The following is a 13,634-nucleotide window of genomic DNA, read 5'->3' on the forward strand; positions in this document are numbered from 1 at the left end:
GTAGGCGATGAATGCATGCTGCTGCAAGCATTTGAGGTTGCTCGGGTTCGCATAGTGGCGCTTAGGGGTACCCACTACGCTTTGTGCACATGCTGGGTCGTATACGGCTGCTAGCCGCCCCCCTGGTCCTGCTGTTCCTGGCCGCCCCCGGGCCCGCGCACGCCGCCGACACCGCGGCGGCGGCCGTGGCGGCCGAGACGGCCGACGACCGCGTGGTCCGTGACGAGGTGGTCCTCACCCTCGGAACCGACGGGGTACTGCACGCGAAAGAGATCATCACCTATGACTTCGGAACCGGAGGGAACGGCTTCGAGCGGGTGTTCAGCACCCGGATCCACCACGACGAGAAAAGGGACCGGGCCTTCGAGGTCGACGACCTCCAGGCGGCGCAGCCCTACACCGCCAAGGTCGTCGAGGAGGACGACCGGACGCTGGTGAAGGTGAGCGGCCCGCAGGCGAGCGGCCCGCAGATCATCACCCTGGACTACGACGTCGTCGGCTCGATCCTGCCGCTCCCGCAGGGTCAGGAACTGCGCTGGACGGCGGTCGGCGGATGGCGGGTCCCGGTCGGCGAGGCCGCGGTCTCCCTTGAGACCGGGGTGATGATCCGCAACGTCAACTGCTTCGCGGGAGAGCTCAGCAGCGTCATCGGGTGCAGCGAGTTCAGCACCAGGATGAAGCGGCGGCAGGCCGTCTACGGCCAGGAGAACATGCTCCCCGACGAGTACCTGACGGTCATCGCGGGACTGCCGCCGGAGACGACGAGCGGACGGCCGTCCTACATCGAGCGCAAGACGCTGGCGACCTCCTTCGCCTTCAACGCGGTGACGGGCGGCGCGCTGGGCGCGCTGCTGCTCCTGCTGCTCGGCGGCTTCGGCCTCCTGTACTTCCTGCGGGGACGCGACGGCCGGGCCGACTCCGGCGTCCGGGTGCCGCTGACCGCCGCCGGTGACGGGCAGGCCGGGTTCGAGCCGCCGGACGGGGTGCGCCCCGGCCAGATCGGCACGCTCATCGACGAGCAGGCCGACGTCATCGACGTGACGGCGTCCATCATCGACCTGGCCGTCCGCGGCTACCTGCTGGTCGAGGAGGAGGAGGGCAAGAGCGACTGGGCGCTGCGCAAGCTGGACCGTCCGGTCAACGACCTGCACCCGTACGAGCAGATCCTCTACGACGGCCTGTTCCTCATGGGCGAGAGGGTGAAGCTCTCCCAGCTCGGCGGCACCTTCTCCGTCAAGCTCGGCCAGGTGCGCACCGCGCTGTACGAGGACGTCGTGAAGCAGGGCTGGTTCGCCCGCCGTCCCGACGCCGTCCGGTCCCGCTGGACCGTCGCGGGCTACCTCGTCACGACGCTGTCGGCGGCGGGGACCATCGCGCTGGCGGTCCTCACCAACTACGCGCTGGTCGGGCTGGCGGCGCTCGCCTTCGGCTTGGCGCTGGTCTTCTTCGGCAAGCACATGCCGGCCAAGACCGGCAAGGGATCCACCGTGCTGGCGCACACGCTGGGCTTCCGTGACTACCTGCGGCGGGGGGAGGCGACCGAGGTCCCCGAGCGGCAGCGGATCGCCCTGTTCTCCCGGTATCTTCCGTACGCGGTGGTGTTCGACGTCGTCGAACCCTGGGCCAGGACCGTCGAGGACGCCGGCGTCCAGGGCGGCGACAACCTCTACTGGTACGAGGGCCCGGCCGAATGGGACCTGGCGAAGTTCGCCGACTCCATGCGGGCCTTCACCTTCGCCCTGTCGGGTGCGCTGGCGCAGTCCCGGCCGTATGTAGGGAAGTAGCGATGCGAGGACGAGTCGCGGGACTGGCAGTACTGGCCGTGGCGCTGGCCGCCGGGACGACCGGCGCGACGGCCCACGCGAAACCGAAGAAGGCCAAGCCGAAGTGGCACTCCCTTTCCGGGGCCAAGCCGCGGCTCGTCGGCTCGCTGAACCAGGTCGAGTTCCCCAACGAGAAGGTCGGCTGGGCGGCCGGGGTGGAGGGGCCGGACAACCGCCTCGCCCTGTGGAAGTGGAACGGCGGGAAATGGACCCGCGCCAAGGCCGGCTGGAAGTTCGCTCCGGCCGGCCTGGCCGTTTCCGGACCCCGGAAGGCGTGGCTCACCGGCGTGACGCTCACCGGCGCCCACGCCCTGTACTACAACGGCCGGAGCTGGCGCGAGGTCGCCTTCCCCGGGCCGGGAGCCCCCGTCGACCTCGCCGCCGCCCCGGACGGGACCGCCGTCTCCGTGGCCCGGAGCGTGTTCGACGGAACCAACGCCGTCCACCGCTGGAAGGACGGCAAGTGGCGGCCCATGAGCGTGCCGCTGCCGCCCGAGACGTCGCTGGCGGCCGTCGCGGTCGGCTCCAAGAAGGACATCTGGCTGGGCGGCAGCCGCAGGGTGGGCGAGGACAAGTTCGAGTCCCTGCTGATGCGGTGGAACGGCAGGTCCTGGAAGAGCCTTCCCGTCGGGGGCACCAGGGCGATCACGAAGATCGTGGTGGACGCCCCGGGGAAGGCGTGGGCGCTGCGCGGCTCCACCAAGACCAACCTGGTGCGCTGGGACGGCGCGCGGTTCGGTGAGCGGGGCCTGCCCGGCGGCGTCGGCGCGCTGACCCTCACCCCGGACGGCTCCGGCGGCGTGTGGGTCCTGCCCTACAGCAGGTCGGACGCGAAGGCGGCGCCCTACCTCCGCTGGGTCAAGGGGCGCTGGAAGTCCTTCACCGGGCCGCGCCGTAACGGCGTCGTCGGCCTCGGCGACATCGAGTGGATCCCCGGCACGTCCCTCGCCGTCTCCGTCGGCGGCCTTCAGCAGACCGAGCCGAAGGAACGCAAGTTCCCGATTCTCGAAGTGTTCAGATGAGCCCTTACCTTGGACGGCGTGCGCGCGCGTAAGCCGGAAGGGGAGAGGACCAGGGGGACCACCAACGCCAACCGGCTGCGCCGTCAGGACCTCTGGATGGCGGCGACGGTCGCGCGGAGGCTGCCGGAGCACCCGCTGGTCGTCGACCTCGGGTACGGGGCCTCCCCGATCACGAGCGTGGAGCTGTACGAGCGGCTGCGGGTGGTGCGCCCTCACGTCCGGGTCGTGGGGTTGGAGATCGCCCAGGAGCGGGTGGACGTCGCGCGGGAGTTCCTGAAGGGCCGCCGGGAGCGGTATCCCGGCCTGTCGTTCGCGCTGGGCGGGTTCGAGCTGCCGGTGGAGCGGGCGCCGGACCTGGTGCGGGCCGCCAACGTGCTGCGCCAGTACGACGAGGACGTCGCGTGGCGGATGTGGGACCGGCTACGGGAGGGCCTGGCGCCCGGCGGGACCCTGGTCGAGGGGACCTGCGACGAGATCGGGCGGCGGCACGTCTGGGTGGCGCTCGACCGGAGCGGTCCGTCGACCGTCACGTTCGCCGCCGACCTGCGGCACCTGCCGAAGCCGTCGGCGCTGGCCGAGCGGCTGCCCAAGACGCTGATCCACCGGAACGTGCCCGGAGAGCGGATCTACGACCTCCTGCGGGACCTCGACCGGGCCTGGGCGGTGGCGGCCCCCCAGTCGGTGTTCGGGCCCCGGCAGCGCTGGCTGGCGGCCGTGGCGCTGGCCGGCCGCAGGTGGCCGGTGCTCACCCGGCCGCCTTACGGCGGGGCGCGGCGCTGGCGGCTGGGCGAGCTGAGCCTGCCGTGGTCGGCGGTCGCGCCTCAGCGGTAGATCTCGACGACCGGGAGTTGCTTGCCGCCCTTCACCGCGCCCCCGACCGAGACGATCTGCCTGGTGCCGGGGATCCGGGTGAGGTCGTGGATGTAGGTGGCCTGCCCGCGGTTCGGGCCCTGGGCGGTGCGCCACTTGCCGTTCCAGTGCAGGTACCGCGACCGGTTGCCCGTGCCGGGGGAGGGGATCGTCCAGGCGCCGTTGCCGCCGTCCGGGGCGAGCGCGTAGTGCGAGATCAGCGGGGTCGAGGCCTCGGCCCACTTCGCGCCGTCCCAGCGCAGCAGGCCGCCGCCGTTCTGCGCCCGGATCGCCCAGACCTTGTTCGGGCCGACGGCGGCGATCTCCTGGATGATGTTGTGCGGCTGGCCGATCACGCCCCAGGAGCCGCCCGGCGCGACCTGCTTCCACTGGCCGCCGCTCAGCCGCAGCACGGTCGCCACGGCCTGGGTGCCGTTGGCGGTGGTCGTGCCCGCCAGCCACACGTCGTTCTTGTTCCGGACGGACACCGCGGTCAGCGAGGCCCCGGCGGCCCCGGGGACGTTCACGTTCACGAACGCCTTGCCGTTCCAGCGGCGCACGGCGCTGGTCCCGTCGTTCCTGGAGTTGAGCCCGGCGACGGACCAGACGCTGCCGTCCTTGGCCGCCGAGACCGACAACGGGATGAGGGGGATGTCCAGGGGCCCGAACTTCCCTCCCTGGTAGCCGACCTTCTTCCAGCCCCGGCCGTTCCAGTGCATCGCGACCGGGGTCACCCCGGCGTAGCCGACGGCCCAGGCGTTGCGGGCGCCGCTCGCGGCCAGCCCGGTCGGCCGGAACCTCATCGGGCTCTTCTTGGCCGCCCACTTCTTGCCGTTCCAGTGGAACGGCCGCCCGTTCTCGTTGACCGCGAAGATCGTCTTCTTGTCGACCGCCGCCACCTGCACCAGCGCTCCGGCGGTCTTGAACGCCTTGCTCTTGACGTTCTTCCAGGCCGGGGCGGCGGAGGCGGGCTGCGGCGCGAGCAGAACACCCGCGACGGCCACGGCGACGACGATCCGCATGACGGTTCCTCCAGAGATGGGGGGATCTGCGGGGGCAACCCTAGGGGAAGCGCCAGGACGGGGCCAGACCTCAGGTGGTGCGGTGAATCCGGTGGGGGGCGGCCTGGACGCGGGGCTGGACGTCGATGCGGTCGATGTTGACGTGCGGGGGGCGGGTGACGGCCCAGGCGATGCAGTCGGCGACGTCGTCGGCGCTCAGGGGCTCGGCGACACCCTCGTAGGGCTTCTCCGCGGCCTGGGCGTCGCCCCTGAAGCGGACCAGGGAGAACTCCTCGGTCTTGACCATGCCGGGGGCGACCTCGGTGATCCGGACGGGCTTGTCGACCAGTTCCAGGCGCAGGACCTCGTTCACGGCGACCGCGGCGTGCTTGGCCGCGTTGTAGCCGCCGCCCCCGACGTAGGGGACGTGGCCCGCCAGGGAGGTGACGTTCACCACATGCCCGGCGCCGCTGGCGATCAGCTTGGGCAGCAGGGCGCGGGTCATGCGCATCAGGCCCAGCACGTTGGTGTCGTACATGACCTGCCAGTCCTCGGTGACCGCCTCGGCGACGGACTCCAGGCCGTGGGCGCCGCCGGCGTTGTTGACCAGGACGTGGCATTCGCGCAGGTCCGCGGCGAGGGCGGCCACCGAGTCCTCCGAGGTCACGTCGAGGGTGACGGCCCGGACGAATCCGCGCCGTCCGGCGGGGTCGGCGTCCTCGATCTCCTTGACCAGCGCTTCCAGCCGGTCCCGGCGGCGGGCCGCCGCCACGATGTCGAAGCCCTCGGCGGCCAGGCGGCGGGCGGTCGCCGCGCCGATACCGCTGCTCGCGCCGGTGATCACTGCAGTCTTACGCATGTGAACCATTTTGGCGTACATGTCATGAGTGTCCGGGGGCGGGTGGGGGAACAAGCCCGGCCCATAGGTAGTTTCAAGTGACCGGATTGTTCTGTTCTCGAACGAAGCGAGGTCCCGTGGTCAACCGGGTCGCGACGCTCTCCGTGCACACGTCGCCTCTTGATCAACCCGGTACGGGTGACGCGGGGGGCATGAACGTCTACATCGTGGAGACGGCGAAACGACTGGCCGAGAGGGGCGTCGAGGTCGACATCTTCACCCGGGCCACCTCACGGCGGCTGCCGCCGGTGGTGGAACTGGCACCCGGGGTGCTGGTCCGCCACATCCCCGCCGGACCGTTCGAGGAACTCGACAAGGGAGAGCTGCCCCGGCAGCTGTGCCAGTTCACCTCGGGGCTGCTGCGGGTCGAGGCCGCCCACGAACCCGGGCACTACGACCTCGTCCACTCGCATTACTGGCTCTCCGGACAGCCCGGCTGGGTGGCCGCGCACCGCTGGGGAGTGCCGCTGGTGCACTCCATGCACACCCTGGCCAAGGTCAAGAACGCCAACCTGCCCGCCGGGGACGCGCCCGAGCCCGTGCTGAGGGTCTCGGGGGAGGAGCAGATCGTCGCCGACGCCCACCAGCTGATCGCCAACACCTCGGACGAGGCCCGGCAACTCGTGGACCTCTACGAGGCCGAGGACGGGCGGGTGCAGACCGTGGCGCCCGGAGTGAACCTGGACGTCTTCAAGCCGGGGGACAAGGAGCGGGCCCGGGAGAGGCTGAACCTCCCGCGGGACGCCTACGTCCTGCTCTTCGTGGGGCGCATCCAGCCCCTGAAGGCCCCCGACGTGCTGGTACGGGCGGCCGCCGAACTCCTGGAGACCCGGCCCGAGCTGCGTTCCCGGCTGGTCGTGGCGATCGTGGGCGGACCGTCCGGGTCGGGCAAGGAACGCCCCGAGGAACTGCAGAAACTCGCCGCCCGGCTGGGGCTGACGGACGTCGTCCGGTTCGAGCCGCCGCAGCCGCAGCCGGAACTGGCCGAGTGGTACCGGGCCGCGGACGTGACGGTGGTGCCGTCTCACAACGAGTCGTTCGGGCTGGTCGCCGTGGAGGCTCAGGCCTGCGGTACGCCCGTCGTGGCCTCGGCCGTGGGTGGACTCCGCACGGCCGTGGGCCACGGCGTCTCCGGCCTTCTCATCGACGGACACGACCCCCGCGAGTACGCGGCGGTCCTGGGGCGGCTGGCGGACGAGCCGCTGCTGCGCTCCAGGCTCGGCGAAGGCGCCGTACGCCACGCCCGCGTTTTCGGGTGGGACGCGACTGCCGAACGGCTTCTCCGGGTATACAAGAGCGCTGTGAGTGATCGGGTGTGCGCATGAGCGCGGTAGAGGCGGCCGTCGAGACGATCAGGAAGGTCCTGGAGGAGTCGGACCTGACCTACGAGGTCCCGCGGGAGGGCGCCTTCTTCGTCAAGCTTCCGGGGGAGCACAAGCTCGCCACGATGACGTGGCTGATCGTGGGGCCCTACAGCGTCCACGTGGAGGCGTTCTTCTGCCGGCAGCCGGACGAGAACCACACGCAGTTCTACCGCTGGCTCCTGGAGAAGAACAGCCGCATGTACTGCCTGTCGTTCACCCTGGACCAGGCGGGCGACGTCTACCTGACGGGCAAGCTCCCGCTGGCGGCGGCGGTCGTGCCCGAGGAGATCGACCGGGTCCTCGGCTGCGCCCTGGCCTACAGCGACGAGAACTTCGACCGCGCCCTGGAGTTCGGGTTCAAGACCTCCATCCAGAAGGAGTGGGACTGGCGGGTGTCGCGCGGCGAGTCCCTCGCCAACCTGCGGCCCTTCGCGCGTTTCGCCGATCCCGAGAACCGCTGACCGGACCCCCCTCGGTAGGATGACCTGCCATGGCGACCTTGGTTTTGCTCCGGCATGGTGAAAGCGTGTGGAATGCGGAGAACCTGTTCACCGGCTGGGTGGACGTGGATCTCTCCGCCAAGGGTGAAGGCGAGGCGGCCGCCGCGGGCGAACTGCTCCTCGACGCCGACCTGACCCCCGACGTGCTGCACACCTCCCTCCTCAAGCGCGCGATCCGCACCGCGAACATCGCGCTGGACACCGCCGACCTCCTGTGGCTGCCGGTGAAGCGCTCGTGGCGCCTGAACGAGCGCCACTACGGCGCCCTGCAGGGCAAGAACAAGGCGCAGACCCTCGAGGAGTTCGGCGAGGAGCAGTTCAAGACCTGGCGCCGCTCCTACGACACCCCGCCGCCGCCCATCGCCGACAAGGACCCCCTGTCCCAGGTCGGCGACCTGCGCTACAGCGGCCTCCCGTCGGAGCTGATCCCCCGCACCGAGTGCCTCGCCGACGTCGTCGACCGCCTCCTGCCCTACTGGTACGACGAGATCGTCCCCGACCTCGCCGCCGTCCGGACGGTCCTGGTGGTCGCCCACGGCAACTCCCTGCGCGCCCTGGTCAAGCACCTCGACGGCATCTCCGACGACGAGATCGCCGGCCTCAACATCCCCACCGGCATCCCCCTGAAGTACGAACTCGACGCCGACTACGTCCCCCGCAAGCGCGGCGGCGAGTACCTCGACCCGGCCGCCGCCAAGGCCGCCATCGAGGCCGTCAAGAACCAGGGCAAGAAGTAACCACCGGTTCCTCGCGAAGGGCCGTGCCGCCCCGGCACGGCCCTTCCGCTTTCCCGCCGGGAGCGGCCCCGGCTACGCCTTGAGTCCTTCGATCAGGGCGGCGAACGCCGAACGGCCGACGGCCAGATGCCCGGCGGCGGGGTTCTTGCTGTCCCGGAGCCCGACTGCGGGGCGCAGGAGCGCCACTTCTACGCAATTTCCACCGTTCGCTCCGCTGTACGAAGATTTACGCCAGGTCAGAGCATCCATTTCTCTGCCATCCCTTCGATCACGCCGATTGAATCGCTCTGTGACAGCGCGTCGCTCCTGAAGACGTCGAACCACCGGCGCAGCCTGCTCACGCCTTCGACGCTCTCGATGACATCGCCGCTGAGCTGGTTGTCCACGTAGGCGAAGTCATCACCGTCGAGGCTCGCGATGGCGAATCCGCTCAGGAAACCGGCGCATACCGTGGACTCGGCGGGGATCACCTGAACGATGACATCGGAGCGTTGCGCCATCTCCGCCAGGTGGCGGCACTGATCGTGCATGACCTTCGCGCCGCCTACGTTGTGCCTGAGCACGCTTTCAGCGATCAGGGCGACGAGCATCGGCGGGTCCTCTTTGGCGAAGATCTGCTGACGCTCCATGCGCGAGCTCAGCATCTCCTCCAGCTCCGCGCTGTGGTTCATCGCCCGCAGCACCGCGCTCGCGTACTGCTCCGTCTGCAGGAGGCCGGGGACGACGGCCAACTCGAACGACCACAGCGCCGAGGCTCCGCGTTCGATGTCGACCCAGCGCCCGAACCATTCGACGGGTACGGCGGCGTCTACCAGCTCGCTCAGGATGCGCGCCAAGATCCCACCTGTCCCCAAGGCCTCCTCAAGCTTAACCATGATGTCCGGTTTGGGAAGGCGTCGCGCCTTCTCCCACGACCGCACCAGGCTCTCCGAGACGTACAGCGTCCTGGCGAGTTCGTCCGTGCTCAGCCCCCGCGCCTCACGCGCCCGCCGGATCTCCGTGGAGAGGAACATCCGGGGACTCATCCGATGGCCGCTCATGTCCCGTACAACTCCGTACAGCTAAGGGGCTCCGCCCGTCCGGTCACCGTGCGCACGATTCCGCTACCGAGCGTAGACGCCTCCGTCACTCTGAGGATGTCGATTTCCACAGCCCGAAGGACGGTGAGCGATGACCCTGGAACACCTCGCGGCCCAGTACCCCGGCTGGCGCCTCTGGCATTCGCGGACCGGCGGCCTCGTCTGCGCCACCCGCCTCCGCCACCTGACCGAGGAGGAGCTGTCCGCCGAACTCCACATGACGCTCATGGCCGACGACCTCCCCGCCCTGGCCGAAGAACTGCACACACAGACCGCCCGAGAAGCCGCCCTGTGATCTCCCCTCACCCCGCCCGCACCCCGAGCCGGGAAGCCGAGATCCTGCGTTTCCAACGCACGGCACTCCTCGTATTGCACCGGTCATACCGACCGAGATTCGAGCTCCTCGCGAGGATGCGAGGCGAGCTGAGGGCTGGATTGCTGCTCGCGGGACTCCCCGAGGAGACGATCGAACGCTGCGTACTGGTAGCGGACGAACTACTCGCCAATGCGATCAAGGCGAGCCGTCCGGGCGAGGACGAGATAGACGTGCTCGTCCACCACACCGCGGACGGAGACCTGCTGCTGGAGGTCTACGACACCTCCCCGGACCAGGCGGACGAAACCCGCGCCATGCCGCACCGCGACGAGGAGTCCGGCCGCGGCCTGCCGCTGTGCGATCTCCTCTGCAAAAGCCCCGTCGAACAATTCCCCTTGGACGACGGCAAGGTCACGGTGGCCGTATTGGCGGGGAGAACGAACTGAGCGCTCCGGGCCAGAGGTCGGTTCTGAAACGAGAAAGGGCCGCGCCTTTCGGCGCGGCCCTTTGTTCTCCCTGAGGCTCAGGAGAACTCGTCGATGATGTCCTCGGGGCGCTGGCCCGTCACCAGGTAGACGACGTCTCCGGCGACGTGGACGGCGTGGTCGGCGAAGCGCTCGAAGTAGCGGCCGACGAGGGTGATGTCGACGGCCTTCTCCACTCCGTGGGCCCACTTGGGGGAGAGCAGGACGGTGAAGAGCTTGCGGTGGAGCTTGTCCATCGCGTCGTCGTCGGTGTCGAGCTCCAGGCCCATGGCGACGTCCTGGGAGGCGATGACGCTGCCGGCCTTGGCGACCATGCGGCCCGCGATCTGGCCCATCTCCAGGATGGTGACCTGCAGCTCGTTGGGGATGCAGGACTCGGGGTGGCGGCGGCGGGCCGTCTTGGCGATGTGGGCGGCCAGGTCGCCCATGCGCTCCAGGTCGGCGCTCATGCGCAGGGAGGTGATGAGGGTCCGCAGGTCGCCGGCCACGGGCTGCTGGCGGGCCATCAGATCGAAGACGGTCTCCTCGATCTCCAGATCGATCTTGTTGATCGCCCTGTCGCCGCTGATGACCTCCTCGGCCAGGCGGGCGTCCGCGTCCAGCAGGGCGGAGGTCGCCTGGGCCATGGCGGAACGGACGAGACGGGTCATCTCCACCAGCTTGTGGGAGATCCCGTCGAGTTCCTCGTGGTAGGCGTCGCGCAAAGTGTGTCCTCGTTCTCGTCCGGGTAGATTCCGAGTGCCCGGTTCTCTCCCTGCACATGCTCCACAGTCGCTGTGAACTGAAACGTATATGCAGGTGAACATTGAGCGAACGGGATGACCGAGACACCTTTTGTAGTGCGAGAACGTCCCGAAGGCCGCCTACCATCCCAGGTGTGAACATCGAGTTGGCCGCAGGCCTGGCCGGACTGGTCGGGCTGATCGGTGGCTTCGCGACCGGGCTGGCGATCCGGGTCAGCGAGGCGGCGCAGGGCAAGGCGTCCCAGCCCCCCGTCCCGGCCTCGGCGCTCCCCGAGGGGCTGGCCGCGGTCCTGAGCGTCCTGCCGTCCTCGGTCGTCGTCGTGGACCGCGAGGACAGGGTCCGGCGGGCCTCCCCGGCCGCCCGGGCCCTGGGGATGGTCAAGGACGACCGGCTCATGGTGGACGAGCTGCTGGCCCTGGCCCGGCTCGTCCAGCGGGACGGCGAGATCCGTGAGACCGAGCTCCAGCTCGGGCCCAGCCGGCACGACGCCCGCTGGTTCGCCGTCCGGGTCGCGCCGCTGGGCGTCCAGGGGCTGGTCCTGGTGCTCGCCGAGGACCTCACCGAGCTGCGCCGCGTCGAGTCGATCCGGCGGGACTTCTCCGCCAACGTGAGCCACGAGCTGAAGACCCCGGTCGGCGCACTGCTGCTGCTCGCCGAGACGGTCGAGGCCGCCGCCGAGGACGAGGAGGCCGTGCGGCGCTTCGCCGGGCGGATGCAGATCGAGGCGGCCCGGCTCTCCAGCCTCGTCCAGGACCTGATCACGCTCTCCCACGTGCAGGGCGACGAGCCCCTCGCCGAGGACAAGCCCGTCTCCGTGGACGCCGTCGTCGCCGAGTCGGTCGACCGGGCCCGGACCGCCGCCGAGGCCAAGGGCACCGAGCTGGTCGTCACCGGCGCCACCGGCCTGCAGGTGCGGGGCGACCAGGAACTGCTCCACACCGCGCTGAAGAACCTGATCGACAACGCGATCTCCTACAGCCCCGAACGGACCAGGGTCACCGTCGAGACCCGGATCCTCGACGGCCACGCCGAACTCAGCGTGACCGACCAGGGCATCGGCATCCCCGAACGCGAGCTGGAGAGGATCTTCGAGCGGTTCTACCGGGTGGATCCGGCCCGCTCCCGCGAGACCGGCGGCACCGGTCTAGGCCTGGCCATCGTCAAACACGTGGCCACCAAGCACGGAGGCGAGGTGACGGTCTGGAGCAAGGAAGGCTCCGGCTCCACCTTCTGCCTGCGGCTTCCCCTGCTGGAACACCCCCGATCCCCAGAAGATCAGTCAGTCCGGGAGGACACTCCGTGACCCGTGTACTCGTCGTCGAGGATGAAGAGTCCTTCAGCGACGCCCTGTCCTACATGCTGCGCAAGGAGGGGTTCGAGGTCGCCGTGGCGGCCACCGGGCCCGACGCGCTGGAGACCTTCGACCGCAACGGCGCCGACCTCGTCCTGCTGGACCTGATGTTGCCGGGGCTGCCCGGCACCGAGGTCTGCCGCGAGCTGCGCTCCCGCTCCAACGTCCCGGTGATCATGCTGACCGCCAAGGACAGCGAGGTGGACAAGGTCGTGGGGCTGGAGCTCGGCGCCGACGACTACGTCACCAAGCCGTTCTCCTCCCGTGAGCTGGTCGCCCGGATCAGGGCGGTGCTGCGCCGCCAGGGCGACGTAGAGGAGCTCGCCCCCGCCGTCCTGGAGGCCGGGCCCGTCCGCATGGACGTGGAGCGGCACATCGTCAGCGTCGGCGGCGACACCGTCCAGCTGCCCCTGAAGGAGTTCGAGCTGCTGGAGGTGCTGCTGCGCAACGCCGGCCGCGTCCTCACCCGCATGCAGCTGATCGACCGGGTGTGGGGCGCCGACTACGTCGGGGACACCAAGACCCTGGACGTCCACGTGAAGCGGCTCAGGGCCAAGGTCGAGCCCTCGCCGTCCGAGCCGCGCTACATCATCACCGTGCGGGGCCTGGGCTACAAGTTCGAGCCCTGATCCTTTCGGAGCACGCGGAAGGCCCCTGGCGACGCCAGGGGCCTTCTCGCGGTTCGGGGCGGGGGGAGCCTCAGCTCTCCTGCTGCTCCTGCTTGTCGTTCTTGGGCTTCTTGGTGGCGGTGGGGCGGCCGGCGGGGGTCGCCTCGACCTGGGTCTCGGCGTGGTCGCCGGTCTCGGCGTGCTCGCCCGGGGCGGCCGGCTGGGTCGGGGCGGGCGTCGTGGTGGTCGCCGGGGCCAGGGTGGAGTACTCGCCCTGCGCCGGGATGATCTGGACGCTCACCGTGATCGCCCCGGCCTTGCGGAACTGGAGGGTCAGGCGGACGTACTCGCCACCGAAGAGCACCTTCTTGGTGTTCTTCAGGACCACCGCGGAGCCGCCGTCTTGGCCCTGCTCGCCGGCCTGGCCGGTGGGGGCCTGGGAGGGCTTGGCCGCGGCGGCGGTGGGGCTCGGCTGCGCGGTCGGCGCGGACTGCCCGGCCGGCTGGGCGAGGTTGACGGCCTTGTGCGCGGGCAGCTCGATGGCGCCGCCCTTGACGGTGCCGAGCTCGACCAGGCCGCCCTCGACGGTGACACCGGTGAGGGCGTCGGCGCCGGAGGCCGCGTTGTTGATCAGGGAGCCGTAGACCGAGAGGGAGGAGCCGATCGGCAGCTTGGCGCCGGGCACCGGGCCCAGCACGAAGAGGTTGCGGACGTCGATCCCGTTCTGGGAGAGGTTGACGCCTTCGGTCAGCTGCGTGGGCCTGGTGCTCTCCGCGTTGCTGCCGGCGCCGCATCCGGTCAGGGCGAGAGAACCGGCAACGGCCAGCAGAGCGACTTTGCGGATCACGACGACGAGC

The 13,634-nt window shown here is 70.1% G+C and carries 16 protein-coding genes; 10 read left to right on the plus strand and 6 right to left on the minus strand.

Annotation, left to right across the window (positions count from 1 at the left end; all coding sequences use genetic code 11):
* Window positions 1-89: 89 nt before the first annotated feature.
* From ABGB12_RS21295 to ABGB12_RS21305, 3 genes are read left to right on the plus strand one after another with little or no spacing between them, the layout of a single operon-like run.
* Complete coding sequence (locus ABGB12_RS21295) at window positions 90-1,784, plus strand: DUF2207 domain-containing protein (RefSeq protein ID WP_347680522.1); 1,695 nt, start codon at window positions 90-92, stop codon at window positions 1,782-1,784.
* A gap of 2 nt (window positions 1,785-1,786) precedes the next feature.
* Window positions 1,787-2,845 (plus strand): hypothetical protein, encoded by a 1,059-nt coding sequence (locus ABGB12_RS21300; protein WP_347680524.1) that lies wholly within the window; start codon window positions 1,787-1,789, stop codon window positions 2,843-2,845.
* Window positions 2,846-2,863: 18 nt separating this feature from the next.
* Window positions 2,864-3,676, plus strand: coding sequence for a class I SAM-dependent methyltransferase (locus tag ABGB12_RS21305; RefSeq protein WP_347680526.1), 813 nt, complete (start codon window positions 2,864-2,866; stop codon window positions 3,674-3,676).
* Here the strand turns inward: ABGB12_RS21305 and ABGB12_RS21310 are convergent.
* Both ABGB12_RS21310 and ABGB12_RS21315 read right to left on the minus strand, forming a co-directional pair.
* On the minus strand, window positions 3,667-4,716 hold the full coding sequence (locus ABGB12_RS21310; protein WP_347680528.1) for a hypothetical protein: 1,050 nt from the start codon (window positions 4,714-4,716) through the stop codon (window positions 3,667-3,669). The genes ABGB12_RS21305 and ABGB12_RS21310 overlap by 10 nt on opposite strands.
* A gap of 70 nt (window positions 4,717-4,786) precedes the next feature.
* Window positions 4,787-5,554, minus strand: a complete 768-nt coding sequence (locus tag ABGB12_RS21315; protein ID WP_347680530.1) for an SDR family NAD(P)-dependent oxidoreductase — start codon at window positions 5,552-5,554, stop codon at window positions 4,787-4,789.
* An 86-nt stretch (window positions 5,555-5,640) separates the two neighbouring features.
* Here ABGB12_RS21315 and mshA point away from each other — a divergent pair, with 86 nt between their 5' ends.
* Genes mshA through ABGB12_RS21330 form a run of 3 tightly spaced genes read left to right on the plus strand, consistent with a single transcriptional unit; the run spans window position 5,641 to window position 8,194 of the window.
* On the plus strand, window positions 5,641-6,918 hold the full coding sequence (gene mshA, locus ABGB12_RS21320; protein WP_347680672.1) for a D-inositol-3-phosphate glycosyltransferase: 1,278 nt from the start codon (window positions 5,641-5,643) through the stop codon (window positions 6,916-6,918).
* Window positions 6,915-7,418: a YbjN domain-containing protein gene (locus ABGB12_RS21325; protein ID WP_347680532.1), complete on the plus strand. Its 504-nt coding sequence runs from the start codon at window positions 6,915-6,917 to the stop codon at window positions 7,416-7,418. The genes mshA and ABGB12_RS21325 overlap by 4 nt, the downstream gene beginning before the upstream one ends.
* A gap of 29 nt (window positions 7,419-7,447) precedes the next feature.
* A complete protein-coding gene (locus tag ABGB12_RS21330; RefSeq protein WP_347680534.1) occupies window positions 7,448-8,194 on the plus strand; it encodes a phosphoglyceromutase in 747 nt (248 codons plus the stop codon).
* A 72-nt stretch (window positions 8,195-8,266) separates the two neighbouring features.
* Here the strand turns inward: ABGB12_RS21330 and ABGB12_RS21335 are convergent, their stop codons facing one another.
* Together ABGB12_RS21335 and ABGB12_RS21340 are read right to left on the minus strand one after the other, a co-directional pair.
* Entirely contained in the window at window positions 8,267-8,380 is a 114-nt protein-coding gene (locus tag ABGB12_RS21335; protein ID WP_347680536.1) for a DUF397 domain-containing protein, read from the minus strand.
* Between the two features lie 50 nt (window positions 8,381-8,430).
* Window positions 8,431-9,207 (minus strand): Scr1 family TA system antitoxin-like transcriptional regulator, encoded by a 777-nt coding sequence (locus ABGB12_RS21340; RefSeq protein ID WP_347680538.1) that lies wholly within the window; start codon window positions 9,205-9,207, stop codon window positions 8,431-8,433.
* Between the two features lie 157 nt (window positions 9,208-9,364).
* Here ABGB12_RS21340 and ABGB12_RS21345 point away from each other — a divergent pair, with 157 nt between their 5' ends.
* Both ABGB12_RS21345 and ABGB12_RS21350 read left to right on the plus strand, forming a co-directional pair.
* On the plus strand, window positions 9,365-9,568 hold the full coding sequence (locus ABGB12_RS21345) for a hypothetical protein (protein ID WP_347680540.1): 204 nt from the start codon (window positions 9,365-9,367) through the stop codon (window positions 9,566-9,568).
* On the plus strand, window positions 9,565-10,035 hold the full coding sequence (locus tag ABGB12_RS21350; RefSeq protein ID WP_347680541.1) for an ATP-binding protein: 471 nt from the start codon (window positions 9,565-9,567) through the stop codon (window positions 10,033-10,035). Before ABGB12_RS21345 ends, ABGB12_RS21350 begins: the two co-directional genes overlap by 4 nt.
* Window positions 10,036-10,112: 77 nt before the next feature.
* On the opposite strand, the gene phoU is transcribed toward ABGB12_RS21350, so the two are convergent.
* On the minus strand, window positions 10,113-10,778 hold the full coding sequence (phoU, locus tag ABGB12_RS21355; RefSeq protein ID WP_347680543.1) for a phosphate signaling complex protein PhoU: 666 nt from the start codon (window positions 10,776-10,778) through the stop codon (window positions 10,113-10,115).
* Between the two features lie 173 nt (window positions 10,779-10,951).
* Between phoU and ABGB12_RS21360 the strand changes: the two genes are divergently transcribed.
* Together ABGB12_RS21360 and ABGB12_RS21365 are read left to right on the plus strand one after the other, a co-directional pair.
* Window positions 10,952-12,121: an ATP-binding protein gene (locus ABGB12_RS21360; RefSeq protein WP_347680545.1), complete on the plus strand. Its 1,170-nt coding sequence runs from the start codon at window positions 10,952-10,954 to the stop codon at window positions 12,119-12,121.
* Window positions 12,118-12,798, plus strand: a complete 681-nt coding sequence (locus tag ABGB12_RS21365; protein ID WP_347680547.1) for a response regulator transcription factor — start codon at window positions 12,118-12,120, stop codon at window positions 12,796-12,798. The genes ABGB12_RS21360 and ABGB12_RS21365 overlap by 4 nt, the downstream gene beginning before the upstream one ends.
* 70 nt (window positions 12,799-12,868) lie before the next feature.
* Here the strand turns inward: ABGB12_RS21365 and ABGB12_RS21370 are convergent, their stop codons facing one another.
* Window positions 12,869-13,624: a hypothetical protein gene (locus tag ABGB12_RS21370; protein WP_347680549.1), complete on the minus strand. Its 756-nt coding sequence runs from the start codon at window positions 13,622-13,624 to the stop codon at window positions 12,869-12,871.
* Between the last annotated feature and the right edge of the window lie 10 nt (window positions 13,625-13,634).

Source organism: Actinocorallia sp. B10E7 (assembly GCF_039871655.1).
Taxonomy (GTDB): domain Bacteria; phylum Actinomycetota; class Actinomycetes; order Streptosporangiales; family Streptosporangiaceae; genus Actinocorallia.